Source organism: Burkholderia sp. NLJ2, from assembly GCF_049487195.1.
In the GTDB taxonomy this organism is placed as follows: Bacteria; Pseudomonadota; Gammaproteobacteria; order Burkholderiales; family Burkholderiaceae; genus Burkholderia; species Burkholderia pyrrocinia.
The window spans coordinates 167,448-190,887 of record NZ_CP137810.1 but is presented as its reverse complement, the minus strand read 5'-3'; the positions used below and the strand labels follow the sequence as shown (position 1 = coordinate 190,887).

The 23,440-nt window shown below is 61.0% G+C and carries 19 protein-coding genes and 3 pseudogenes; 8 read left to right on the top strand and 14 right to left on the bottom strand.

Annotated features, from left to right (window positions below; all coding sequences use genetic code 11):
* Positions 1–647: 647 nt before the first annotated feature.
* Complete coding sequence (locus R9B84_RS23175; protein ID WP_423762422.1) at positions 648–1,292, bottom strand: LuxR C-terminal-related transcriptional regulator; 645 nt, start codon at positions 1,290–1,292, stop codon at positions 648–650.
* Positions 1,293–1,335: 43 nt separating this feature from the next.
* Positions 1,336–2,274 (bottom strand): S1C family serine protease, encoded by a 939-nt coding sequence (locus R9B84_RS23170; RefSeq protein ID WP_423762421.1) that lies wholly within the window; start codon positions 2,272–2,274, stop codon positions 1,336–1,338.
* A gap of 360 nt (positions 2,275–2,634) precedes the next feature.
* On the opposite strand from R9B84_RS23170, the gene R9B84_RS23165 reads away from it, so the two are divergent.
* Positions 2,635–3,810: a Fic family protein gene (locus R9B84_RS23165; protein WP_423762420.1), complete on the top strand. Its 1,176-nt coding sequence runs from the start codon at positions 2,635–2,637 to the stop codon at positions 3,808–3,810.
* 90 nt (positions 3,811–3,900) lie between these two features.
* On the opposite strand, the gene R9B84_RS23160 is transcribed toward R9B84_RS23165, so the two are convergent.
* From R9B84_RS23160 to R9B84_RS23120, 9 genes and pseudogenes are all read right to left on the bottom strand, one after another.
* Positions 3,901–4,197, bottom strand: coding sequence for a hypothetical protein (locus R9B84_RS23160; protein ID WP_423762419.1), 297 nt, complete (start codon positions 4,195–4,197; stop codon positions 3,901–3,903).
* Positions 4,198–4,330: 133 nt separating this feature from the next.
* Entirely contained in the window at positions 4,331–4,795 is a 465-nt protein-coding gene (locus R9B84_RS23155) for a hypothetical protein (RefSeq protein ID WP_423762418.1), read from the bottom strand.
* 379 nt (positions 4,796–5,174) lie between these two features.
* The gene (locus R9B84_RS23150; RefSeq protein ID WP_321787964.1) at positions 5,175–5,384 is read right to left on the bottom strand and encodes a hypothetical protein; all 210 of its coding nucleotides are present in this window, start codon (positions 5,382–5,384) and stop codon (positions 5,175–5,177) included.
* A gap of 11 nt (positions 5,385–5,395) precedes the next feature.
* A complete protein-coding gene (locus tag R9B84_RS23145; protein ID WP_423763560.1) occupies positions 5,396–5,815 on the bottom strand; it encodes an HNH endonuclease signature motif containing protein in 420 nt (139 codons plus the stop codon).
* A pseudogene (locus tag R9B84_RS23140) lies at positions 5,798–5,980 on the bottom strand (RHS repeat-associated core domain-containing protein); the annotation flags it as partial. The gene R9B84_RS23145 and the pseudogene R9B84_RS23140, both read right to left, overlap by 18 nt.
* A gap of 386 nt (positions 5,981–6,366) precedes the next feature.
* Complete coding sequence (gene comJ, locus R9B84_RS23135; RefSeq protein WP_423762417.1) at positions 6,367–6,855, bottom strand: competence protein ComJ; 489 nt, start codon at positions 6,853–6,855, stop codon at positions 6,367–6,369.
* On the bottom strand, positions 6,848–11,155 hold the full coding sequence (locus R9B84_RS23130) for an RHS repeat-associated core domain-containing protein (protein ID WP_423762416.1): 4,308 nt from the start codon (positions 11,153–11,155) through the stop codon (positions 6,848–6,850). The genes comJ and R9B84_RS23130 overlap by 8 nt, the downstream gene beginning before the upstream one ends.
* Positions 11,152–11,610: a DcrB-related protein gene (locus tag R9B84_RS23125; RefSeq protein ID WP_423762415.1), complete on the bottom strand. Its 459-nt coding sequence runs from the start codon at positions 11,608–11,610 to the stop codon at positions 11,152–11,154. The genes R9B84_RS23130 and R9B84_RS23125 overlap by 4 nt, the downstream gene beginning before the upstream one ends.
* A 17-nt stretch (positions 11,611–11,627) precedes the next feature.
* A complete protein-coding gene (locus R9B84_RS23120; RefSeq protein WP_423762414.1) occupies positions 11,628–13,766 on the bottom strand; it encodes a type VI secretion system Vgr family protein in 2,139 nt (712 codons plus the stop codon).
* Between the two features lie 381 nt (positions 13,767–14,147).
* Here R9B84_RS23120 and R9B84_RS23115 point away from each other — a divergent pair.
* The 4 genes and pseudogenes from R9B84_RS23115 to R9B84_RS23100 all read left to right on the top strand — a co-directional run.
* Positions 14,148–14,363: pseudogene (locus R9B84_RS23115) on the top strand (transposase); the annotation flags it as partial.
* Between the two features lie 130 nt (positions 14,364–14,493).
* Positions 14,494–14,730, top strand: a pseudogene (locus R9B84_RS23110) (contractile injection system protein, VgrG/Pvc8 family); the annotation flags it as partial.
* Between the two features lie 290 nt (positions 14,731–15,020).
* Complete coding sequence (locus R9B84_RS23105; RefSeq protein ID WP_423762413.1) at positions 15,021–15,920, top strand: hypothetical protein; 900 nt, start codon at positions 15,021–15,023, stop codon at positions 15,918–15,920.
* Between the two features lie 17 nt (positions 15,921–15,937).
* Positions 15,938–16,222: a PAAR domain-containing protein gene (locus tag R9B84_RS23100; protein ID WP_083214408.1), complete on the top strand. Its 285-nt coding sequence runs from the start codon at positions 15,938–15,940 to the stop codon at positions 16,220–16,222.
* A 124-nt stretch (positions 16,223–16,346) separates the two neighbouring features.
* Here R9B84_RS23100 and R9B84_RS23095 read toward each other — a convergent pair whose 3' ends face one another.
* From R9B84_RS23095 to R9B84_RS23085, 3 genes are all read right to left on the bottom strand, one after another.
* Positions 16,347–16,856, bottom strand: a complete 510-nt coding sequence (locus R9B84_RS23095; RefSeq protein WP_423762412.1) for an OmpA family protein — start codon at positions 16,854–16,856, stop codon at positions 16,347–16,349.
* Between the two features lie 87 nt (positions 16,857–16,943).
* Positions 16,944–18,212, bottom strand: a complete 1,269-nt coding sequence (locus R9B84_RS23090) for a diguanylate cyclase domain-containing protein (protein ID WP_423762411.1) — start codon at positions 18,210–18,212, stop codon at positions 16,944–16,946.
* Positions 18,209–18,904, bottom strand: a complete 696-nt coding sequence (locus tag R9B84_RS23085; protein WP_423762410.1) for a YfiR family protein — start codon at positions 18,902–18,904, stop codon at positions 18,209–18,211. The genes R9B84_RS23090 and R9B84_RS23085 overlap by 4 nt, the downstream gene beginning before the upstream one ends.
* A gap of 597 nt (positions 18,905–19,501) precedes the next feature.
* Between R9B84_RS23085 and R9B84_RS23080 the strand changes: the two genes are divergently transcribed.
* The 3 genes from R9B84_RS23080 (at position 19,502) to R9B84_RS23070 (ending at position 23,430) form a co-directional block, all read left to right on the top strand.
* A complete protein-coding gene (locus R9B84_RS23080) occupies positions 19,502–20,389 on the top strand; it encodes a LysR family transcriptional regulator (RefSeq protein WP_423762409.1) in 888 nt (295 codons plus the stop codon).
* A 172-nt stretch (positions 20,390–20,561) separates the two neighbouring features.
* Positions 20,562–22,016 (top strand): N-acyl-D-amino-acid deacylase family protein, encoded by a 1,455-nt coding sequence (locus tag R9B84_RS23075; protein ID WP_423762408.1) that lies wholly within the window; start codon positions 20,562–20,564, stop codon positions 22,014–22,016.
* Positions 22,017–22,089: 73 nt separating this feature from the next.
* Positions 22,090–23,430, top strand: a complete 1,341-nt coding sequence (locus R9B84_RS23070) for an MFS transporter (protein WP_423762407.1) — start codon at positions 22,090–22,092, stop codon at positions 23,428–23,430.
* Positions 23,431–23,440 lie beyond the last annotated feature (10 nt).

Here is a 23,440-nt window from a genome sequence, read left to right as displayed (position 1 = left end):
CGATATCCTGCATGCTAGTTATGGCGCGGCGGCTCAAACTTCCGATTCGGTATCATGCAAACAGACAACCGTAACGGAAGAAAACGAACATCAATTATGTTTGCGCAGATGCGCAAAGGCAAGAACGCAGACACCGCTCGGTCAGAGATGTTTCTACTTTGCGTAGCAGAATTGGATACAGATGCGGCTGGCTCCGCAATGAGTCTTTTTAGAGTGGAGCGACTGTACAGACGTCTAAAGATGAAAAGAGTCGAACGTCCCTTCCTGGCCGAACGCGGCCGGCCGCCGCCCTGTGACGCGCGACCGGCGCAGATCGACCCGAAGATGACAGCCGCTCTTCTACAAGGCGGTCATTCAACTATCGTCATAGACGCCGCTGCAGTGCCTACCTATCCGCAGGTGCGGGGCCTGTACCGTAGGCATTGACGTGCCTCACCCCGCTGACGCTGGACCGATTTGAAAGAATATGCGTTATCAGGTTAGCCTGACAAGCTCTCAAATCTGCCCGCTTGGTTAATTGTCGACGATCTACGCTGCGCTGTCGAATGTCCCAAACTGGCCAATCACTGCCGCCTCCGCAGATGACGCGTGACGGGTTCAAGACATGGATTTCATGCGAGTCTGGCCCACATCCTTCGGACTTCCGACTACATCATGATGAGGCCATGTCGCATGCCCTGCATGACGGCTTCGGTGCGGCTGCTTGCGCCGAGCTTGCCGAAAATGGAGGACAGGTGGAACTTCACCGTATTGTCCGATATGTCGAGTTGGTGCGCGATCTCCTTGTTGCCGAGCCCTTCGGCGAGCATCGTCAGCACTTCAATCTCGCGTGGAGTGAGCATTTCGATAAGCGCCGCGGATGCCGTCGAGCGAGGCGCCGTGCGCTCCGCCAGCAGCCGGGCGAGGATCTCCGGGGATAGCACGCAAAGGCCCGCGGCCACAGCTTCGATCGCGGCGATGATTTCGCCGGACGTCGCGCCGCGCGGCAGCAACGCCGTGGCGCCGCCCGCCAACGCCTCATGGATCCAGTCGCTGTCCGCGTCGTCAGTGAGCACGACGAGCGCCGGTGTTGCGAGATGGCGATCCACTCCCGGCATCGGCAAGTCGCCGGCCTGCGGCTCCAGTTCGACCAAGACCACATCCGGCAATTCGTTGACAAAGTGGTCGGAGATCACGGCGGCGTCGGCTGCGCTTCCCGCAAAATTCAGCGTCGGCGCTGCGTCGACAAGCGCCTGCAGGCTCGCTCGCGCTTGCGGTGAGGCGGCGACGACGGCGACCCTGACCGGGCTCATCTGTATCATATCGGCACCCGACGTGCGACAGCTTGCACGGTTCTCAGCGGCACGAATTCCGTTGCGGGCGTTCGCCCACCGTGACCGAGCACTCGCTACGCGCGCCGCCCCGGATCAGCCCGATCTTCAACGACTTTCCGATATGGTCGCCGCCAAGCGCGGCATGCATGTCGTCCATGTCGCGGCACGGCTTGCCATCCAGTTCGATCAGCACATCCCCGATCAGCACCCCGGCGCGCTCCGCGGGCCCGCCCGCTGCAAGCGAAACCACCAGCAGCCCGCGCTCGGAAGCCAGATTCAGTTTCGTCACCCATGCCTCCGGCACGTTCACCGGCTGTGTGCCCACGCCAAGGTAGCCGTGCGAGACACGTCCCTTTCTTAGCAGTTCGTCGCTCACGCGCGCCACGGTCAATGCCGGAATCACGATGCCGGCACCAGGCACGAGCGCCGATGTGCACAGGCCCATGACCCGCCCCTGCATATCCGCCAGGGCCGCACCGGAAAAGCCGGGGCGCAGCCCGCCGTCCAGCCGCACGAAGGTATCGAACTGGCCCCCTCGCCAAGTACGCCACGGACCGCTGGCCGTGCCGACGACGCCGAAATCTGCGCTGGTGCCGAGCCGGTCCACGCGTGCCACCGCGAGCACCAAATGTCCTGCTTTGAGGGAGCGCGCGTCACCGGATTCAACCGGATTCAGCTCCACGCCATCAAGCCTCAGTACCGCCAGGTCGGTGCCAAGGTCCCGTCCGGCCAGGACGGCCGCCACGGTGCGGCCGTCGGCCAAGGTGACTTCAATGGCGTCTTCGCGCCTGAGCGTATGCGCCGCCGTGACCACTACGCCGGATTGCCAGATTACTCCACTGGAGGGGAAGCGGTGCCGCCCGTGCACCGCGACAACACTCTGGCCGACACGCTCAGCGATGGCCGCCAGGTTGTTGGAAAGATCCTGCAACGGATTTGCGCCGGGGGTTGGGGTTTCCATATGACGACTCCTGTCATGTGCTACCTGAATCGATGCTTCGTCCACCCGGCCTGCGTGAAGATGCCAGACAGGCAAGCGCAGACGAGTGGATTCACAATGACAGGCGCGCGACGGCCGCGCACCACCCTAATGGGTAGCCTGCGTGTCGGACAGCGTGTTCAAAGCCGGCATCTGCCCAAAGTGATCGTCGGCTTCCGGCCCTGAGTGGACTCTCGACCTAGCGAGGCGTCAATGACGGGTTGAATCCGCAACCTTGAACGGCCTTTTGACCGAATGCTCTCGCGCCTCCAACTCGGGGGGGGAGCCGCAATTTTTTCAAAACGGCTCAAGATATGAGCCGAATGTGGTAGATTGCGGCTCATGAGTACGAAATCTTCCTGGATTTGGCGTCGTGCCGAATGGCCTGACTTCACCTACGACGCGCAGATGACCGCACCTGATTTGGCAGATGCCTACAGGATGCACGGTGTGGTCGAAGGTAAGGCCATGGCCATCGGCCTTGGTAGTACCAGCCAAGTCGCACTGGATGCGCTATCGGATGAGGTGCTGGCCACGGCCGCCATAGAAGGGGTGCGGTTGCCGCTCGATGTTGTTCGGTCGTCCGTGATGCGGCGACTCGGACTGACAACGTCGGGACCTTTCGACCGCCAAGTTGATGGCCTTGTCGCGGTCATCAATGATGCCACGACAGCGTTTGATTTGCCCCTCGATGAGGACCGCTTATGCCGCTGGCAATCTGCGCTGTTCCCCGGTGGCACGTCCGGCATTCACCGAATCGCCGTCGGCCGATATCGCGACCATGACGATCCGATGCAGATCGTGAGCGGTACGCCAGGCCGTGAGGTAGTGCATTACGAGGCGCCGCCGTCCAAGGATGTGCCAGCGCAAATGAAGCGCTTTCTCACATGGTTCGCAAAATTTTCGCCGGCGCAGGCCTTGGCGCCGGATGGCAAGCCGATCGATGGCTTCGCTCGGGCCGCCATCGCGCACCTGTGGTTCGAGAGCATCCACCCGTTTGAGGATGGCAACGGACGCATTGGGAGGGCCATCGTTGACATGGCCATGGCGCAGCATTTGCGGCAACCGGTGCGCCTCTACAGCCTTTCGCGGCAGCTACTGACTTCCCGTTCGGCGTACTACGACGCCCTCAACCAAGCTCAACGCGGTAACACTGATGTCACGGCGTGGGTGCAGTGGTTCGCGCGCCAATGTACCGCAGCCTGTCGTGAAGCGAACCACGTCATCGACCAGGCTATCGAGAAGAGGCGCTTTTGGGAGAGGCACGAGGGCAGCAAGTTGCATGAGCGGCAGCGCAGGGTGCTGCAGCGTCTTCTTGACGACGGGGACGGTGGCTTCTTGGGCGGGCTGAACGCCGAGAAGTATATGAAGATGACCGGCGTCTCAAAGGCCACGGCGACACGCGATCTTTCAGAGATGGTCGCAGGTCGACAACTGTGGTGCCATGGTATGGGCAAAGCGATGCGCTACTACATCAATGTGCCTGGGTGGTCACACGGCGTAGCCTTGGAGCCATGAAAACCCGGTCGCGAGAGTGAACCGGCGTTGGTGAACTATTTCTTGGCCTGGCTTAGTGACTGACGGTCCAGCTAGTGGCACGCACAACCCTTACTCCAAAAAATCGTCGTTCTCAAGGTAGTAGATCGCTGCGTTCGCAAAATCCCTTGTAGTCGGGTCTTTAAAATTCTTTTCGCGAACGTTAAGAATGGCTAGGAATGTCGGCACCTCCAGCCACGACGTAAGATGATCTTCACCGTAAAACTCGTCATCTTCATCTTCTGGAATGTGGAAAGCTGCAGTCATCAATGCGTCGGCAGAATTTTTGTTGAATCCCTTATCTAAAAACATCCAACCGACCTTCGGCAAATCCGATCTTGCAAAAATAAGCGCCTTCAAACCACTCACTGCCTTCAAATTTTCCTCGTTGCAAATAGTCTCGTCACCATCATTTTTCGAGTCGTATGCGACGAGCAAGACGATGACTACGGATGAAGAAAATCCCCTTGAAAATAAAAACAACACCACTCAAACGACAACATCAAAGATAATCTCTTTTTTCAGTTTGAATCACCTTTTCCGCAGGATCGAAACTGTCGCCATATATCACAATATCACCAAGAAACAAGTGATTGACAAAAAAATCGACCAATTTCACATCAACAAATTCATCGAGCAAAATTGATATAGCCGAATACTGGCTGAGGAAATAGTCACCCTCCTGAAATTTTAGCTCCACCTCGCGAGGGGAAAAAACAATCTGGGCCAGCCCCCCACATTGCGAACTTCCCTGATCGCTCAATTCAACTGTAGGCTCATTCAATCGCTCGTCGTCTTCGAGGTAGACACATGTCTGAATCGAAAGATACCCATCCTTCAATTTAAACGTGACCGCATTTGCATCCAATTCATCATAGACAAAATCAACTTCAATCGGACGTATCGTTTGCTTCACCACAAACCCCTTATCGTGAGCAACCGCTTGAACCGAGCCCCTTTCTTGCATTTCTTCGAGCGACGGCCTTCACCCCCTTGTCCGCGTCGGTGAACCACGAACCTGACTGTCCTTTGCCATCGGCCCACTGGTATTCGACCGTTAATCAATCGATCTTGTGCTCACCAGAAATCATCGCTGAAACGCAGTTGCCAAGTTCATCGTAGGTATACGCACGCCGATGTCCGTCGAGTCTGCTTTTCTCACCCGACAGGTCCGGCGATCATGGTGGAAGCGATACGTCTCGCGATTTTCGTTCGTCCAGTGTTGCGAACCGGAACGCGTTGTCGTATCCGAACTTCACGACGCGATCTGCGGCATGGCATCCGCGCCAGCAGCAACCCGCATGGATTCAATTCATACGCAGCTCATACCTCTCACTCGCATGAAGTCACAATTGTATCGGCTTATATGAGAGCATTTTATCAACAACTTCCTCCAGCGACATGTTTTCGTATTTTTTCTGGAAAATGTAATCCATTGCATATGGATCCATCACATTCTTATTCAAAACCTCAATATCAGACTCAGCCTCCTCATCGGAGGTGTAGTTTGATTCCCTCATCCTACCAACCAAAACAATCAATTCATCCCTATTCATCACTCAACCTCTCAATAATGGTATGCAGGATCCAGTACTTCAGCGTGATATCTAGGTGTTACGATACGCAAATTATTCATATCATAAACACCTCCACCATGCTGAATCGGCTCTATATGATGGAGTACATATGAGGTGTTTTTACCCACCCCCTGAGTAACCGACGCCTTTGGAGCCAATCCATTAGCCATTCTCGATACATTGGATTTCGAAAATTGACTACTCAAATCGGGATCCATCGAAACCTCCTTCCAGAATTCCGATCTAAAATGATCAAAATCTCTAAAGGAACGCCCCTTCATCTTGCTTGCAATCGATTCTGGAAAAGCGCCTGCATTCCCATGAGTACCGCGCAACCATCTTCCAGGAGTCACTTTACGCCCAGTCCCTGTTGCCTCGCCCGGCCCGCACCTCAAGCCCCACGGGTCAATCCAGCTTACCGGGTTCGGCGCGTACATATGCAGATTGATGCCGCCAGCGAGCCCAATCGGATCGTGCGTGATGAACCGCCCAATATCCGGATCGTAGTACCGAAACGTGTTGTAGTGCAGCCCCGTCTCACGATCCAGATACTGCCCCTGGAAACGCAGGTTTTGTGGCCGCTGTACGTGGGCCGATGTCGGCGTAGTTAACTGCACCTCTCCCCAATCGCCATCGACGTCAGTCAGTTCCTCCAACAACCCCTACACGTCGCTATAAATATAGTAGACCGTATCTCTTGCACCAGCATTGTTAGCCGCCGGCGTCCTGTGGCCGATCAGCGCATGTAGGGCGTAGCCGTCCCCGTCCGATTCGTACAAGCACGGCAGCGCTTCTTCACCCTGGCGATCGTGGTACGTCTCCTGCATCAACCGCATGCCATCCCACAGGAACCGTACCCACGTAGTCGCAGCGCTCGCGCCTGGACTCCTTTGCAGTCAGTCGCTCGGGCAAGACCACTGCGAATTTGGTCCAGTTGATCCAAGGAGCAACCGAATCTGCGTTATCTGTCAAACCTCCCTGCTACAAGCTGCTTGTCTTTCTTGCCCCCCCACGGGTCATCTCGCAAATACATTGCTTGCCGATGAACCGCTTCCGAAGCAAACGTGAATTTGTAGAAAACCTCTTCTCCTTCGCAGACTTCGTAATACACGTCGTAAGAATCAAGTGGCAACGCCACCGTGATCTTAAATTTTTCCGTCGCCGAGGCAACTTCGAGCGAATTGCGATCCTCAATACGAAAAGGCGAAACAATGCACCGAGCGGCTTGCTCGTCCATCTCGAATTTGTCTACCACCTGCAGGTACACCTTGGCACCAAAGGTATCGTCCGGAAGCGGATCGAAAATGAGATAGTCGGAATGCAGCACCGCACCTTGATCAATGTTGCCAGTTCCCCACTGGCTCAAACCCTCATCATACGGTCGAGACCGAACCAGGATTTGACTATGGGAGATCAACAGATCAACCGTTTGACTAAGATTATCACTCATCGTAAATTTCCACCTTAACTCTTGTTCCGTCTGGCAAATCAGACAACGCATTGCCGATACTTGATCCGGCTCCCCGGTTGTCACTCGGGTCAATATATCTCACGCTAGCACCGTTACCACCTTCCTTGAACATCGCCATTGGCCACTCGTCTCGATCCATACCTGTTTTCGTCTTGACGCCAGCCAAACTGAGCTTCCGATTAAGCTTTGCACTCCCTCTCTGAACAGTCACGATATCTGCGTGTCCGTCGCCGATAGCATCAGAGATATGTCCGAATGTCTGCGGATATTCGGATCGCTTCAAACGGAGGGTGTAGTCATAGTCCTTTGCTTTAGCTTTGGTTAGGGTACAGCCCGCCCATCCCCATGGGTCGATCCACGTGATCGGATTCAGTGTATAGCGATATAGATTGTGCCCGCCGTTCAGTCCGATAGGATCCGGATTGATAAAGCGTCCGATATCCGGATCGTAGAACCGGAAGGTGTTGTAGTGCAGGCCAGTTTCGCGGTCCAGGTACTGTCCTTGAAAACGCAAATTTTGCGGCCGCGGGACGTGGGCGCGCGGCAACTCGGTTGCCTGGACCTCGCCCCATGCAGGCGTCGGTTGATACGGTCTCCGCGCAATCCACTCCTCCCTTACCGCGTTGCCCCACACCTTATAGCGGGCTTGCCAGATCAACGCACCACCAGCGTCGGTCAATTCTTCCGGCATTCCCGACACGTCGTTGTGAAAATAATAGACGTTGTCACCTGCGTCAGCGTCATTCGCCGCTGGCATCCCGTGATCGATCCGCGCTAGCGGCACGTAGCTGTCGGACTCATATAAGTACGTAAGCGCTTCCTCGCCTTGGCGATCGTGATACGTTTCCTGCACAAGCCGCATACCGTCCCACAGGAAATCTGTACTTGCGTAGCCCCCGTTTAGCTTGCGGATCCGCCGGCCAAACGCGTCGTACTCGAAGTGCGTTGTCGCGACGCCAAGTCGATCCTTCGTCACAACGGTCTTGAGTTGATGCCAGTCATCATATTCGAAGCTCTGCTCTTTGCTGGGCCCGTGCCCACTGAGCTTGTGCACCAGACGTCCGTACTCGTCGTAGTTGAACCGCTTGTCTTCGAACATCCTGAGCCGGTTGTGCTCGACGTAGCCGCCTGGATGATCGCCCGATACGAGGTTTGCAGCTGCGTCCCATCGGAACACTTCCGATGGCAATCCCGCCCCAACTGCCTGCTCGATTCGGCCAGTAGGGTCGTATTGGTACGCCGTTGTGCCGTAGCGCTGATCGCGCTTCTGAATCACATCGCCCACCGCATCGTATTGCCACTGCTTGGCGAGTAACGCGTCTGCCGCTGCGCCCCGCTGCGCCGCATGCCGTGCACGGCGGCCTACAGCGTCGTATCCAAAATGGCTAGTCAGCTTACCTTGCGTTCGCAGCACTTCTTGATGCAGATCGTCACGCTCGATGTCCGTCACCGTACTGCCATCAAAACGGATCTGGTGCACGTGACCCGAGCCGTAGTGCAGCCAGTCGATCGTCCGCTCACCCGAGATGGTCGTGCTGACGCGGTTGCCAAGCTCGTCGTACGTATGCGCGAGCCAGCCGGTTGGCGTGTATTCCTCGAGAACCGCTCCGCGCGCGTCGTATTTCAAGCTGACCCGATTCTTCAGCGACGGGCCACGAGCGGCCAGCGTGTACAACTCGGCAGATGCGATTCGGCTCGCCTTGTCGTACAAGTACTCACAACGCTCATGCGTACATTGCTTCGCCGTCAGTCGCCCAATCGCGTCGCGCTCGTAGCGCGTCTCGATCTGCCCATCCCGTACGATGGCGCCTTGGCCGCACACGTCGTATTCGTATGTACGCTTGTGGCCATCGAGGCCGATCTGTGCAGAAACCAGATCGCGACGGTCATACTGGAAGCGATACGACTCACGATTTTCGTTGGTCAAACTCGCGAGCCTGAACGCATCGTCGTAACCGAACCGCACCACACGATCAGCTGCATCCGTGCGGGACAGCAGCAATCCACGCGGATTGAGTTCGTAGCGCGTGCTACGCTGGTTCGCATCAACGACCTCGACAAGACGTCCGGCCGCATCGTATCGAAACACCTGACGCGCGCCATCAGCCGTTCCGATCCCTGTGACCCGTCCCATTGCATCCGCTTCGTACACGGTAGACTGGCCCGCCGCATCGGTCACGCGCGCGAGTCCGCCACGTGGGTCATACGCAAACCGCGTGACTTTGCCGGAGCAATCGGTGTACGAGGTTAACTGCGCACGACCATTCCATTCGAGGAACTTGTAACCACCCCGCGCATCACGGATCGTGTGCACGAGCCCACGCTCGTCCCGGTGATATTCGGTCGCAAATCCCGCCGGATCGCGCGTCATCGTCAGGTTGCCGCGATCGTCGTACCGATAGATCCAGCGCGCGTTGGCCGGATCGGTTTCAGCGACAGGTAGATCGTAGTGTCCGTTCCACTCCGTGCGCTCAACCTGGCCAAGCGCATCGATACGCTGCGTCTGCCGCCCCCGCTCGTCATATTCGAAGCGGGTCGGATGCCCGGCCGGATCGGTCGTACTGACCAACTGCCGTACCGCGTTCCACTCGAATTGCCAAACATGGCCTTCGGCATCCGTATGGCTTGTCGGCTGCTGATCCTCGTTCCACATCCAGTGCGTAACGCGCCCGATCTGGTCGGTAATCGTCACGGTACGCTGCGCGAGGTCCGCGTTGAACGTGTACGCTTCGCCGTCGTCGGTCCAGTGGCGCACAACACGCGCGTCGCGGCCGACACCCTGCCACGCATAAAAACACTGCAAACCACCGCGCAACGTGTGCTGGACCATCAGTCCACGCTCGTACGCGAAGCGCCGCGCAATATGGCCACTGCGATCCGTAACGGCTACCAACTCACCAGCATCGTTGTACGCGTAACGCACCAGCGTGTCGGGTTGCTCACCGTCCACACCACGAGTCAGCTCGATCGCGGCAATGCGTCGCGGCTGCGATTTATCGTAGACCAGCGTCAGCACGCGCCCAGCGCTGTCATGCAGCCGGGCCGGCCGCACAACCTCATCGGCCGCTTCTTGCTCCACCTCGATCCAATTACCGTTGCGATCCTCAAGACGCCACAGCCTGAGCGTCTCGCTGTCCGCATCGCTACGAGCACGGCCGAAATCGCGATACAAGCCATCGACCGTCTCAACCACGTAGTGGCCGCCGGCAGTACAAATCAGGTAAATGCCTTCGGGAACGCTGAAATGGCTCTCACCCGGCGGCACCGCCGGGAACACGATGTCGCGCCCCTGCTCATCCCAATACGTGATCGACGTGACCTCGCCATGCACACGCGCAAGCCGCAGCTCAACGCTGATCGGCACGCTCCAACCGGTGCCAAACAAACTGTCAGCACGATCATCGTGACTGCTGTAAAAACGCCGCCACACGATCGGCAGCGGCCCGGGCAATGCGAAGTCGGTATCGTCCGTGCCATCGAGAATCTTGCCGCCGGTAATGACATTGACCGGGTGGCCCGCGGACGGCCTCGCCAAACTGCCGAGCCAAGTACCGAAGGCCCCGGCTGCAAAATTGATCGCGAGGCAAGGCAGCTTACCTTTCAGAAACTGCCCCCAACTCATCTTCCCGCGGCCGCAAACCGCGAGCGCAATACCAAGCGCCGCCCCCAGCCATCCGAGCCGGGAAGCAGACTTCACGTCCCTTACCCGCTGCGTACCACCGCCGATAAAAACGTTGTCCGAACCTTCGGCAATCGTCCCGTCACAAGTCGTCTTGTCGCCGACCCGCGCGGCCGGATGATCGTTGATATAAACGCTCCCCGACCCATCGGCAATCATCTGCGGCCCAGGATGATCGGTACACGCAACGGTATCGAGATCCCCCGGTTTCGCTGCCCGCGCCGCCGGCTTGTTATTGACGTAAACGTTCCCCGACCCGCTCGCGATCTTGCCTTTGATCTCGGGCGGCACGATCGAATTGGCCAGTGCCTTCGCGCCGTCGTCGATGGCCTCGTTCGTCCCGGTCGCTTCCATCAGCGCGCCAGACCCAACCGCCACACCCACACCGATCGCAATCACGAGCGGCGTCGCCAATCCTGCCGTGCCGATCTCAAGCGCGGCCAGGCCGACGAACACCAGCCCCTCCAACGCCTCCGCCACCAATGCACCGACGATGGCACCGCCGACCACCGACCCGACCGTGCCGACAAGTTCGCCCAGGAACGACGTGTGCTGGATCGGATCTTCGAAGCGAGCGGCCGCGAAGTTTTCCGCGCTCACGACGCGTCACCCGATCCGAGCAGGGTCGGTCGAGCCGCGCGCGGCTGGAAACTGGCGAGCATACGATCGGCGATCGCCTGCTGTTCTTCGGTCAGCGGTGCCGCGCTGGTCAGCGTCATCACCAGCACGCGGCCTGCGTCGTCCGACGGAAACATGGTCTGCATCTGATGCCAGAGCCGGCCATCCCGCTCATGCGTGGAATCGATCTGGACGCCTGAACGACTGGCCACCGTCACAGGCCGGCGCGCCTTCTCGGTGAGCATCTTCGCATCGCGCGACGCCACTTCCCATTCGCGCGCGACGAACGCATCGATATCTTCCCCGTCGCGCAGCCGCCCACGGGCGATCACGAGGTTGAGGCCGCCGGGGCCGGCGTTCATCACGAGAATGTTGACCGTGCGGTCGAGCGCCGCGTCCGGCAGTTCGAAAGTGCCTTCGTGGATTGCGTAGTGCATGGTTCGTGTCGTTCGCGTTATTTGTTGAGATCGATGCGCTGGCCGTTGACCATCACGCCGTCGTCGGTCATCAGGATCACCGAGCCTTTGTGTTCGAGGCGGATGCCTTCGGGCGCGAGCGAGATCGAGCTGTCCTGCACCTTCAGCAGGATGCCGCGCTCGGCCACGTAGACCTGCGTGCCGCCGCCGCCATCCTTGGCAGGCGTCGTCACCTCGACCGTGGTCGCGGTGGTACTGCGCTTCTCGGCGATCGTCTCGGTCAGGTTGCCCTGCGGAATCTGCTTTTCTTCGCTGCCTGTGGCCACCAGCACGGTACGCATCGGCCCCAGCACCTTGTGCGTCTCGGTGTTCTCGACCACGGTGTTCATGTCTTTCTGGGCGTGCATGAAGAATTCCTGCATGCCGTTCGTGTCGGTCATGCGGATTTCGTTCGAACCTTGCCCCTTGTGCGTCTGGCTCTTGATCCCCATCGTCTGGCCGGCAGCACCATGATAAGGATTGCCTTGCTCGCCGTTGAACACGCGGCCCACGATCACGGGGTTATCCGGATCGCCCTGATTGAACGCGACGAGCACTTCCTGCTTGATCCGCGGAATCGCGGCCGCGCCCCAGCCATCGCCCGCCCACGGTTGCGACACGCGCACCCACATCGAGTCGGAGCCGTCCTTCTTGCCGCGCCGGTCCCACGGGAAGTTCACCTTCACGGCGCTCCCGTTGGTGTAGATTTCCTCGCCCTTCGGACCGACGACGATCGCCGACTGCGTGCCATGAATCACCGGTTTCGGCGTGCCGCGCGGCGCGCGGTACGGAATCTTCTTCGGCAGCAGCGCGAAGCTGTTGCGGTACGGCAGTTTTGCGCTGTGCTGCGTGTAGTCGTTCACCGCCTCGTGACGCACGTGCAGGATCACGTATTCCTGGTTGTTCTCGAGGACCGGGTGATTCGCCACGTTCACTGCGCCCGCGGTGGTCATGCGCCACGCGTAGCCGCCGCCGGTATAGCGATGGGCCTGCGCCTCCTCGGCCTCCATCGCAAAACGGGCGTAGCGGTTGCCGTCGTCGCCGTGGTCGTACAGCGACTGGTGCTCGAACCGCTCGGTCGAGTCGAGCCGCGCGTGCTTGAGGTTCTGCGGGCCGGCTTCCACCAGCATCAGCGGCGACGATGGATTCTGATGATTGAAGTCGCGGAACGTGACCTTGCCGACGCCAAAGCGCCGGCCTTCGTGCAACTGGTCGATGCCGCTGTCCTCACTCGCCTCGGTGGCGGCGAACGGCACAGTTGCCAGGCCGTCGATCGGGCGGAACAGCAAATTCGTGTCGCCGATCACGAGCATGTGCTTGTCCTTCTCGTAGCGGTGCGTCCAGACCAGCCCTTCCTGCTCCATCAACCGCGCGCAGAAGTTGTAGTAAGACTCCTGGTACATCACCACGTATTCGAGCGGTTTCTGGCTCGTCCGGATGTCGAACACGAAGTCGGAGAATCCGTGCTCCTGAAAAATCTCGGTGAGGATGTCCTGCGCGGTCTTGTTCTGGAAAATCCGGCAGTCGGTCGAGCGCGTCAGGAACCAGAACCACGGCACGGCCGTCAGGTGGTACTGCGTAACATTTCCGGGATTGCCGGCGCGGTCGAACGACGCGACGTAGCCGTCGAAATAACGGTCGTTCTCGCCGGCACCCGATGCAACGAAGCGTTCAAGCGTCGACAGGCGCGCCTGTTGATCGAATCGGATCTTGACCTGCTGGCCGATCAGGTCGTCGGGGCGGAGGTCATGGCGATGCGACAGCAGGTCGAGATGGATTTCCGGCAACCGGTTCACGTACTCGTCGACGACGGCGGCGCTGACCAGGAGCACATCCGGGCCGAGCGGCGTATCGAGCGTGACGTAACGATTGAGCTGGGTCAGGCGCGCGGGGTTGGCGGCGCCGTTGATCGCTTCGGCAACCGCGCCGGGCGTCTTGTCCATCAGCGAGAAGCCGGTCTGTGCGAGCTGCATCGCACGCTGGACGGTGTCGACGTGCCCGGCCAGGCCCGCGAGCGGCCCGAGGCTCCCGGCAACACTCGAGGCGACCGGCCCTGCAAGGCCGCCAAGCGCGCTCAAGGAGCCGAGCGCGCTGCCGCCCAAACCATTGGGAATACCCCCATTCGGAGCGAAACTCATTCTTGTTCCTTGCGTGTGATCTCAGGTTCCGTGGGCCGGCTGGCCGGCCCGAGGCCCCGATAATGTAGGACAAATTCCGACCGCGCGAAAGGCACCCGCAAACGTTTTCGTTCGGGCCCTGAAACTCGAAAAAACAGACCAGCGGCTGGACGCCGGGGCACGGTTGCCCACGGCGAAGCAGCGCGCCGGTTTGCGCTGAAAACAGCACAATCTGCACGAAGTTAGTGACAGGAACGTAGGGGGCGAAGAACCGATCCATCACACGTGCGAATCTGCCAAGACTAAAAGGTACTAACAGAATGATTTGCTGGGACCGTTAACCCGCCGCTCGCTCTGTAACCCCTTCGTTGTTTCGCTGACGAGAACGTCGTAGCAAAGCCGATACTCGATGACGAACTGTGGTCACTGATCCAACCGTTGCTGCCACCACCGAAGCCGCGCCGGACGCGATACCCGGGATGCACGCCTCTCGACGATCGTGAGGTGCTGACCGGCATCCTGCTCGTGCTGCAGTCCCGCATCCTCTGGGACATGCTTCTGCAGGAAATGGGCTGTGGCTCGGGCATGAACTACTGGCACAGACTCCACGACTGGCAACAGTCGGATTGGCTGACCGGCGCGACAATCCCGCCTGGGGTAAGCCCCAACCATTAAGCTGTAGAATCGCTTCCGAGAGAGCCTGCGCCGTCGCGGCAACAGGTACATAAAAGTAATAAAAAGGATCGGGATGAATGTGCAAGACATTGTGAGGGCACTTCAAGGCGGGTTGATTCTGCAAGATCGCCTACTGAAACTCGATACCCCGCTCGGGGACAACGAATTGTTACCGCGGCACGCCGTGGGCCATTCCCGGATTGGTCGGAATTTCGACTTCACACTCGATGTCGTGTCGACACGCAGCGAGCTCAAGCTGAAAGAGCTGATCGGTCAGCCCGTTACCCTGTGGATCCAACAGATCAATCGACGGCCCAACTGGATACCCGCACTCCCATCCTAAAAGACGGAACGCCTGACTATCGATTCAGTTCGCACACCATTTCCAAAACCAAGATCGAACCGGGCGATGCGCTGTTCTAGAGAATTACAAACAACGAATGGCATGGATCAAGGACACAGGAAAATTATTTCATTTTCTCATGCAAAAACAACGCAAATATATTCCAAGCGAATTACAATCAATTGCCCCAATGAGCGGCTTGACATGATTGACTTTTAAATCGAGAAATTATATCCATGTCGCTCGCTCGGAAGTCGATGAAAATATTGTGGTGGTCTTTAGCAGCACTTCTTCTATACGCTGCGATTCTGGTATGGACGACCACTCAAGACAAAAAGGATGGAGCAATGACACCACAAGTTGTCACGATAAAGTTCGGAGCTGATGGGAGGCTAGACGCCCAAAATCAGGGATTTTCCACAATGAATCACCCGTCCGGTGTATATCGCTACCAAATTCACTGGGATGACCCAGCGAAACTTGGAACAGTAACGTACATTCAGGGATCGCATTCATTTGATGTCGATAATGTCATGATTACGACTGGGCTGGGTGACAAAGACAGCCCGGAAGATGGGGTTGACAATTGGGATATTAATTTCAACATTTCTTCATCAAAAACAATCTCGCATGAAGAGGGACGCGATAAAGTCATGTCCCTGCTTGGCAGGTTGCGGGCCACCGGATGGAAAAGGTACGTAGATACGGCATCTCCCCGGCTTGTTGGAAGAGAGGCCATGATGTATGCCTCATCAGAATCCGGAACTCTTGATTCGCTGGATTCCACATACACACCGACAATAGATGAGTGGAAGAAATTGATTACCGTTGAGCCAAGATGGATTTTTTATGCCGACGGAGTATTTCTGACCCTATCGCTATCCTATCAATCATCGGGCTCTCCTGACATAGGATACTATTTGACTGATATCCAGGTTAGCACTGCATCTGATCATTACACTCCATATTTTACAGATAGTGTTGAGCGCAGAAAAAACTGGAAAAAACTCTTATCTGACGAATTGAAACCAGCCAGGGAAGAGCGATCGAAGAAAGAAGCTGAACTGAAGACTCTGGGTTACACGATCGACGCGACGTATCAGCCCCCGCAGTTCGAAGCCCCGGACTTCTCGGTCAAAGCTGATAACGTCCATTGATCTGGAGGAGGCAATCGATGCAACGAGCAAGCTTGCACGGGCGAGCACAGATCGTAGTTGGTGACGCAACGAGCCACGGTGGCAAGGTGATCTCGGGCAGCCCGTCCTCCACCTGGAGCGCCGCTAAGGTTCCCATTGCCCGCAAGGGAGATCAGGTGACGTGTCCGCTTTGCGCGCCACATCTCTTTGAGATTGCGGAGGGGCTGGACGGGTGCGAGGATTTCGGGCAACCGATGGCCTTGGAGGGGCATAAAACGACCTGTGGCGCCGTTCTCATTGCGCAACCTGCTCCGAACGATTAGCCGCGTTCATTTTCGGCTTGCTCGCTCGTGAGCCACTGTTTTTTACTCCGGGTGGCTCACGATTCGGGCTGTTTTCTCGGGGAAGTGGTCCGACTACCTCCCCGAAATGAAGAGAACCGCCCCCTCACCTCGGCGAAACCACAATCGCCGCCCTCCGATTCTGCGTCCTGCCGGCCGGCGTACGGTTGTCGCCCACCGGGTCGCGCTTCCCTCTTCCGACGATCGCAATGCGCTTGCCATCGAGCCCGACGTCGACGAGTTCTATCGCCACGACCTCGGCCCGCCGCCTGGACAACTCGAAGTCGTAGTCATCCGCGCCCTCCTCATCCGAGTACCCATAAACCCGCACCCCGTTGATCCCCGCCGACCTGAGCGTGCGCCCGATCCGCTCGACGATCCGCCGCACATCGGGCTTGAGGTTATAGCGATCGAAATCGAACAGGATCGGTCCGGTCGAGCCGAACTCGAAACCCTCTACGGTCTCGTGGAAACCGGCCGACTTGAGCGTCGTGACCTGCGTCTGCGTCAGCCCACGATGAAGCGGCGGCGCCTTGCAGCCCCCCAGCAGCAAACACAGCAGCAGCGCGCTCGTGACGCATATCCGCCCCGTGCTCACAGGAAACGAGTGGTTCATTTCACATCCCCTTCGAGCGCGCCCGCGTTGGGCGCGCTTTTTGTCATCCGCTGCCGCGGCCTCGCCCGCAGCGCGAAACGATCGGCATCAAACCGGTCCTGCAACACCTTCAGCCAACTGCCACGAGCCCGGCCGAGTGCGCTTGGCCCGGTACATCGCCGCATCTGCCGCGCGCAGCAAGCCGCTCGCGTCCGATGCATGGTCGGGATACAGCGCAACTCCGGCACTCATCATGGTGGCCACCATGCGGCCGTCGGACAACTCGATCGACGGCGCCATGCCGGACAATATCTCGTCGGCGATGCGACACACGCTGCCCGCTTCGCGCACAGCCGACAGCATCACCGCAAATTCGTCGCCGCCCAGGCGGGCGACCAGATCGGCCTCGCGCACCTGCGTGCGCAGCCGCGCCGCGATGCCGATCAGCACCGCGTCGCCGGCGTCGTGGCCGAAGCAATCGTTGATCTCCTTGAAGTGGTCGCAGTCCAGATACAGGATGCCGACCCGCTCGCCTGTCGCGCCGGCGTCGCCGAGTGCACGCGCGAGGCGCGACTCGAACTGCACGCGGTTGGGCAGGCCCGTGAGCGCATCGTGCGTCGCCTTGTGTTCGAGCGACGCGTTTTCGTCGCGCAGCGTGTTCTGCCAGTCTTCGAATTCGTCGAGCAACGCATTGAAGTCGTCGCCGAGCTCGTTCAGTTCGGCGATCGGCACGGGCGCGACCCGTCGCGCGAACGCACGTTCGCGCCGTACGGCGTGCGCCACGCCGGCCAGCGCGCGCAGCGGCGAAACGATGTTGCGCAGCAGACGCTTCGAGCTGACATACGCGCCGAACACGCTGACGGCCAGGCCGCCGAGAATGCCGCCGACGCCGCCGAGCAGGAAGCCGAAGAACTGGTGCCCGCGGCCGCGCACGACGACGTGACCGACGACGATGCCGTCGTGCATCACCGGAACCGTCACGGGCCCGGGTAGCGCAACGTCGGCGACGCTGCGCTCGAGCCGGGCGATCTCGTTTCCGGCAGGCAATTGCCACGTCGCGAACAGTTGGCCCTTGCTGTCCGTGACGACCACCTGCGCGACGTCCTCATCGCCGGCGATCAACCCGATCGCCTCGTTCGCCGCGACGCGGTCGCCGAACACGAGCGCCGCCTCGACCGTATAACCGAGCGATCGCGCCAGCAGGTTCAGGTTGTTGCCGGCATAGGCCCGCAACGCGATCACGGCGACCACGATCAACGACACGGCGGCCATCGCAACAGCGACGAACGCAAGGCGCAGGTGCGCACGGCGCAACACGCTTTGCAGCGTCGGGCGCGACACACGCGAGGGGGAAAAGTGAGGCGCGAACCGACTCATGGCGCCCCCGGCCGTCGCGCGAGATTGAGCACGTTCGGATGCACGCGTACGCCGCTGCGCGCCACGGCGTCGAGATTGATGTCGAACGACACGCGTTCGCCGTCGACGTTGAGACAGAACATGCTGCCTGCGGTGCAGGACGGATCGCGTTCCGAGATCGTCAGCACCGGATGGCCGGCCAACGCGGCTCTCACCCGCGTTCGCTCGACGTCGCTCAGGGTGCCGAGATAGACGACGTCGCAGGCCATGCCGAGCGAGGGATCGTCGAAGCGGACACGCTGCACGTCGAGCAGCGTCGAGCCGGCCTGCAGCGTGTCGGTCAGGCCGCGCGCGTAGTCGGGCCGGCCGGTGACGCACAAATGCAGGCGAACGGGCGTCGTCGGCCAGCGCGTGAAGCTGACGATGCCGAGCACGACCTGGCGCACGGCGGAGTCGTGTGACGAAACGGCGGGATCGGCGGGGCTCGCGGTGGCGACGATGCGCATGGTTTCGACCTGACCGTCCACATCGGCCGGAGCCCCGGCGAGCACGACGGGCGCCGTGCCCAGCAAGCAAACGATTGCGAGCAACGCGTGGCGCAGCGAAGCAGTACGGCCGAACCGGCCCGTCTTCGGCGCGGCGATCGCTGCCGCGCCCGTTGGCGTCGTTACAGTCGCAAGACTGACCGCCGCCGCGCACACTTTTGCATCCATGATGGCAACATCCGCTGGCGTTGCTCCGGCGCTGCCCCTGCCTCCCTCCGTACGCGAGCAGGCACCGTATCACGCGCACGATTGCTTCATCTTAGGTAAAAATTCGCATGACCAACCAGTGGGAAACACCCGCGAAAAACGTCGGAAAGTATGCTGAATCGGCGCTGTGCGCGACGATGCGGGCGAATGCGCAAACCACCGTCGATCGCGTTTCCGGCATCCGCGATTCGATCCGCGGACTGGACGCCCGATTCGCTCATACTTCATACCTTCTTCGGGAGACACCGAATCGTTTCCCAGCGCACGGTGCCCGCCATCCGTCAGGCGCTGCGATGTCCTTCCGCCCGCAACGACCGCCATTGCTCCGTCGCATCGACAGACCTGCCGATGCGGCGCCATGTTGCGCGCCCCGTTCTTGAACGCAATACTTTCGCCCTTCGGGAAACTCACCTCGGCCCGCCCGATCGGCAACGCGTATACGACGCTCGACCACCTGGCGGACAGCACCTGCGGTCGCGAACCGATATCGAAGAGAATATCCGCAAGTCCTGCCGCGCTACGCCGGATTGCCGCGGCAGGCACGCACATGGGAGCGTCATGAAAGTCGAAAACTCGGAACTCGAAGCGTTCGTTGCCGTCGCGGAACTCGGCACGTTTCATCGCGCCGCGGAGAAACTGCACCTGACGCAGCCGGGGCTGTCGCGCCGCATCCAGAAGCTCGAACAGACGCTCGGCGTCGAGCTGTTCCAGCGCACCACACGCAGCGTGACGCTGACGGGCGTCGGCCGCCAGTTCCTGCCGATGGCGCGCGAGCAGATCGCGCAGCTCGGGATGATGCTGTCGTCGATCCAGGAGATCGCGGAAAAGCGTTACGGCAAGGTGCGGCTCGCGTCGATCCCGACCGTCGTCGCGCAGGCGCTGCCCGACGTGCTGCGCCGCTATGCGGCGAAGTATCCGCACGTCGCCGTGCAGATCCTCGACGGCAATCACGACTTCGTGCTGTCGCAGGTGCGCGCGGGCATCGCCGAATTCGGCGTGAGCCTGCATCCCGGCGACGACGATGATCTCGCGTTCGACCCGCTCTTCACCGACCGTTACGTGCTCGCGGTCCACGAGAGCGACGCGCTTGCGCGCGCGGACGCCGTCACGCTCGGCGAATTGCGGCACGCGAAACTGATCATCGGCGGCCGCGACAGCGGCAACCGCCTGCTGCTCGAGATGTTGATGGGCCAGGAAGCCGTGCGTACGCGTTGGTTCTATGAGGTCGAGCACATCTCGTGCGTCGCGGCGCTCGTGGCGGCCGGCGTCGGCAGCGCGATCCTGCCGGAGAGCGCGCTGCGCGCGTATGGCTCGCCCGCCGTGCGCGCGGTGCCGATCGCAAGCCCGACGATCGAGCGCACGGTCGGTATCGTACGGCACCGCGCCATCTCGATGTCCAGCTTCGCGAGCGACCTCCATGCACTGGTGAAGGCGACGTTCACGTAACGCTGCGGGCCGCACGCCTGCGCGGCGTCGTTCGCATTGATGCCGGTTTCGCATGAATCGCGAGCCGAACGGCATTGGACGCCCGCAAAATGGCCGGAGACGATGGTGGCCGATACGAACGCCGGACCGGGGCCATGCCCCGCTCCGGATCGACTCCGGAGGAGCCACCACCATGCATTTCGACGTGATCCTGCGCCGCGGCGAGCTGATCGACGGCACCGGCGCGGCGCGCTTCGATGCCGATCTCGGCGTGACGGGCGAACGCATCGCCGCGATCGGCGACCTGGGCGACGCGACAGCCACGCACACGCTCGACGCCAGCGGCCTGATCGTCGCACCGGGTTTCATCGACAGCCACACGCACGACGACGCGTTCGTGCTGACCGATCCCGACGTCGAGCCGAAGGTCGCGCAAGGCGTCACCACCGTGATCGCCGGCAACTGCGGGATCAGCCTCGCACCGCTGCTCGCCGAGCGCGACGTGCCGCAGCCGCTCGACCTGCTCGGCGCGTGGCAGGCGTTCCGCTTCCCGTCCTTCCGCGCGTATCTCGACGCGCTCGACGCGACACCCGCCGCCGTCAACACGGCGGCCCTGGTCGGCCACTCGACGCTGCGCGTGCGGCACATGGCCGATCTCGAACGCGCGGCCAGCGCGACGGACATCGCGGCGATGGCGGCCGACGTGCGCGAAGCGATGGCGGCCGGCGCGTTCGGCGTGTCGTCGGGCACCTTCTATCCGCCCGCGGCAGCCGCGACCACCGACGAGCTGATCGACGTGTGCGCGCCGCTGCGCGACACGGGCGGCGTGTTCGCGACGCACTTGCGCGACGAAACCGACGCGATCATCGCGTCGCTCGACGAGGCGTTCTCGATCGGGCGCGCGCTCGACGTGCGCGTCGTGCTGTCGCATCACAAGGTAGCCGGCAAGGCGAACCACGGCCGCTCGGTCGAAACGCTCGCCCATATCGACGCGCAGCGGGCACGGCAACCGCTGTGCATCGACTGCCATCCGTACCCGGCCACGTCGACGATGCTGCGCGCGGACCGGATCCGCCAGTCGTCACGCGTGATCCTCGCGTGGTCGAAGCCGCACCCCGAACTCGCGGGCCGCGACTTCCGCGACCTGCTGCCGCTGTTCGGCGATTCCGTCGACGCCGCGATCGACGCGCTGCGCCCGGCCGGCGCGATCTACTTCGTGATGGACGAAGCGGACGTCGAGCGCATCATGCGCCACGAACTGACGATGGTCGGCTCCGACGGCCTGCCCAACGACATGCGCCCGCACCCGCGCCTGTGGGGCACGTTCCCGCGCGTACTCGGCGAATTCTCGCGCGAGCGCGGGCTGTTCCCGCTCGAAACCGCCATACGCAAGATGACGGGCCTCACCGCCGAGCAGTTCGGCATCGCGGAACGCGGCCGGCTTGCGGTCGGCCACTACGCGGATCTCGTCGTGTTCGACCCGGCGCGCGTGATCGACCGCGCGACGTTCGCGAACCCGACGCTGCGCCCCGAAGGCATCGAGCACGTGTTCGTCAACGGGCGGGCCGTGCTCGAGCATGGCCGGCACACCGGCGCGCGTCCCGGCCGCGCGTTGCGCCGCGCGATCCCGGATCGCGCCGGTCCATGACGCGCCCTTGCGTTGTCGCGGAAGCCACGGCGCACAAGGCTTCCGCCCCGGAGTCAACCTGCACGGAGTCACCATGACGAATCCCAACGGCGCCGCCACGACGCGCGGCATACAAGCCGGCTCGGACCCGCACGCGGAAGCCGCCACGCCCGGCATCGACGCGCTGTATGCGCGCCTGAGTCGACGCATCATCCCGTTGATCCTGGTCTGCTATTTCTTCGGGTATCTCGACCGCGTCAACGTCGGCTTCGCGAAGCTGCAGATGGTGACGGACCTCCATCTGTCGGAAGCGGCCTACGGCGTCGGTGCGGGATTGTTCTTCGTCGGTTACCTGCTGCTGCAGGTGCCGGCCGGCTGGCTGGTGCGGCGCATCGGCGTGAAGCGCTGCCTCGCGGGATCGATGCTGACCTGGGGCGTCGTGTCGATCGCCACGCTCGCGACCCGCGACACCGCCAGCTTCTACGCGCTGCGCTTCCTGCTCGGCGTGACCGAGGCAAGCTTCTTTCCGGCCGTGATCGCCTATTTCAGCGTATGGTTCCCGTCGCACCGGCTCTCGAAAGTCATGGCGATGCTGTTCCTCGCGATGCCGCTCGGCGTGATCGTCGGCGGCCCGCTGTCGGGCTGGATCATGGACGCCACGCACGGCGGCCTCGGCTTGCGCGGCTGGCAATGGATGTTCCTGCTCGAAGGGCTGCCGGCCGTCGCGCTCGGGTTCTACCTGCTCGCACGCGTGACCGAGCGGATCGACGACGCGACGTGGCTGACCGATGCGGAGAAGCGCGCGGTCCACGCGGAAATGGCACAGGAGGCGGCCGGCAAGCGCACGCAGCTCGGCGCCGCGCTGCGCGAGCCTACGCTGTGGATCCTGTTCGCGACGTCGTTCCTCTACAACGTCGGCAACTACGGGCTCGTGTTCTGGATGCCGACGATGATCAAGGCGCTCGGCGAACTCAGCAATCTCGCGATCGGCCTCGTCAGCGCGATCCCGTATCTGGTCGCATCTGTCGCGATGGTGGCAAACGCGCAGCATTCGGTGCGGACCGGCGAGCGCCGCTGGCACACGGCACTGCCCGTCGCGATCGGCGGCGGCGCGTTGCTCGCGAGCATCGGCATGCACGCGCACCCCGTGCTCGCGGTCGTTTGCCTGACCGTCGGCGTGGCCGGCATCATGAGCACGCTGGCGATGTTCTGGAGCCTGCCGTCGCGCATCCTGGCCGGCGAAGCCGCCGCGGGCGGCGCGGGGCTCGTGAACATCGGCGCGGCCGTCGCGGGGTTTGTCGGCCCGTCGCTGATGGGTTATGCCAAAAGCCTGACCGGCAGCACCGAACTCGGCGTCGCGCTGCTCGCGTTCACGTTGTTCGCGGCGGCCGCGCTGATCCTGACGATTCCTCGCCGGCTGATGAGGCGCGCATGAGCGCGACGCC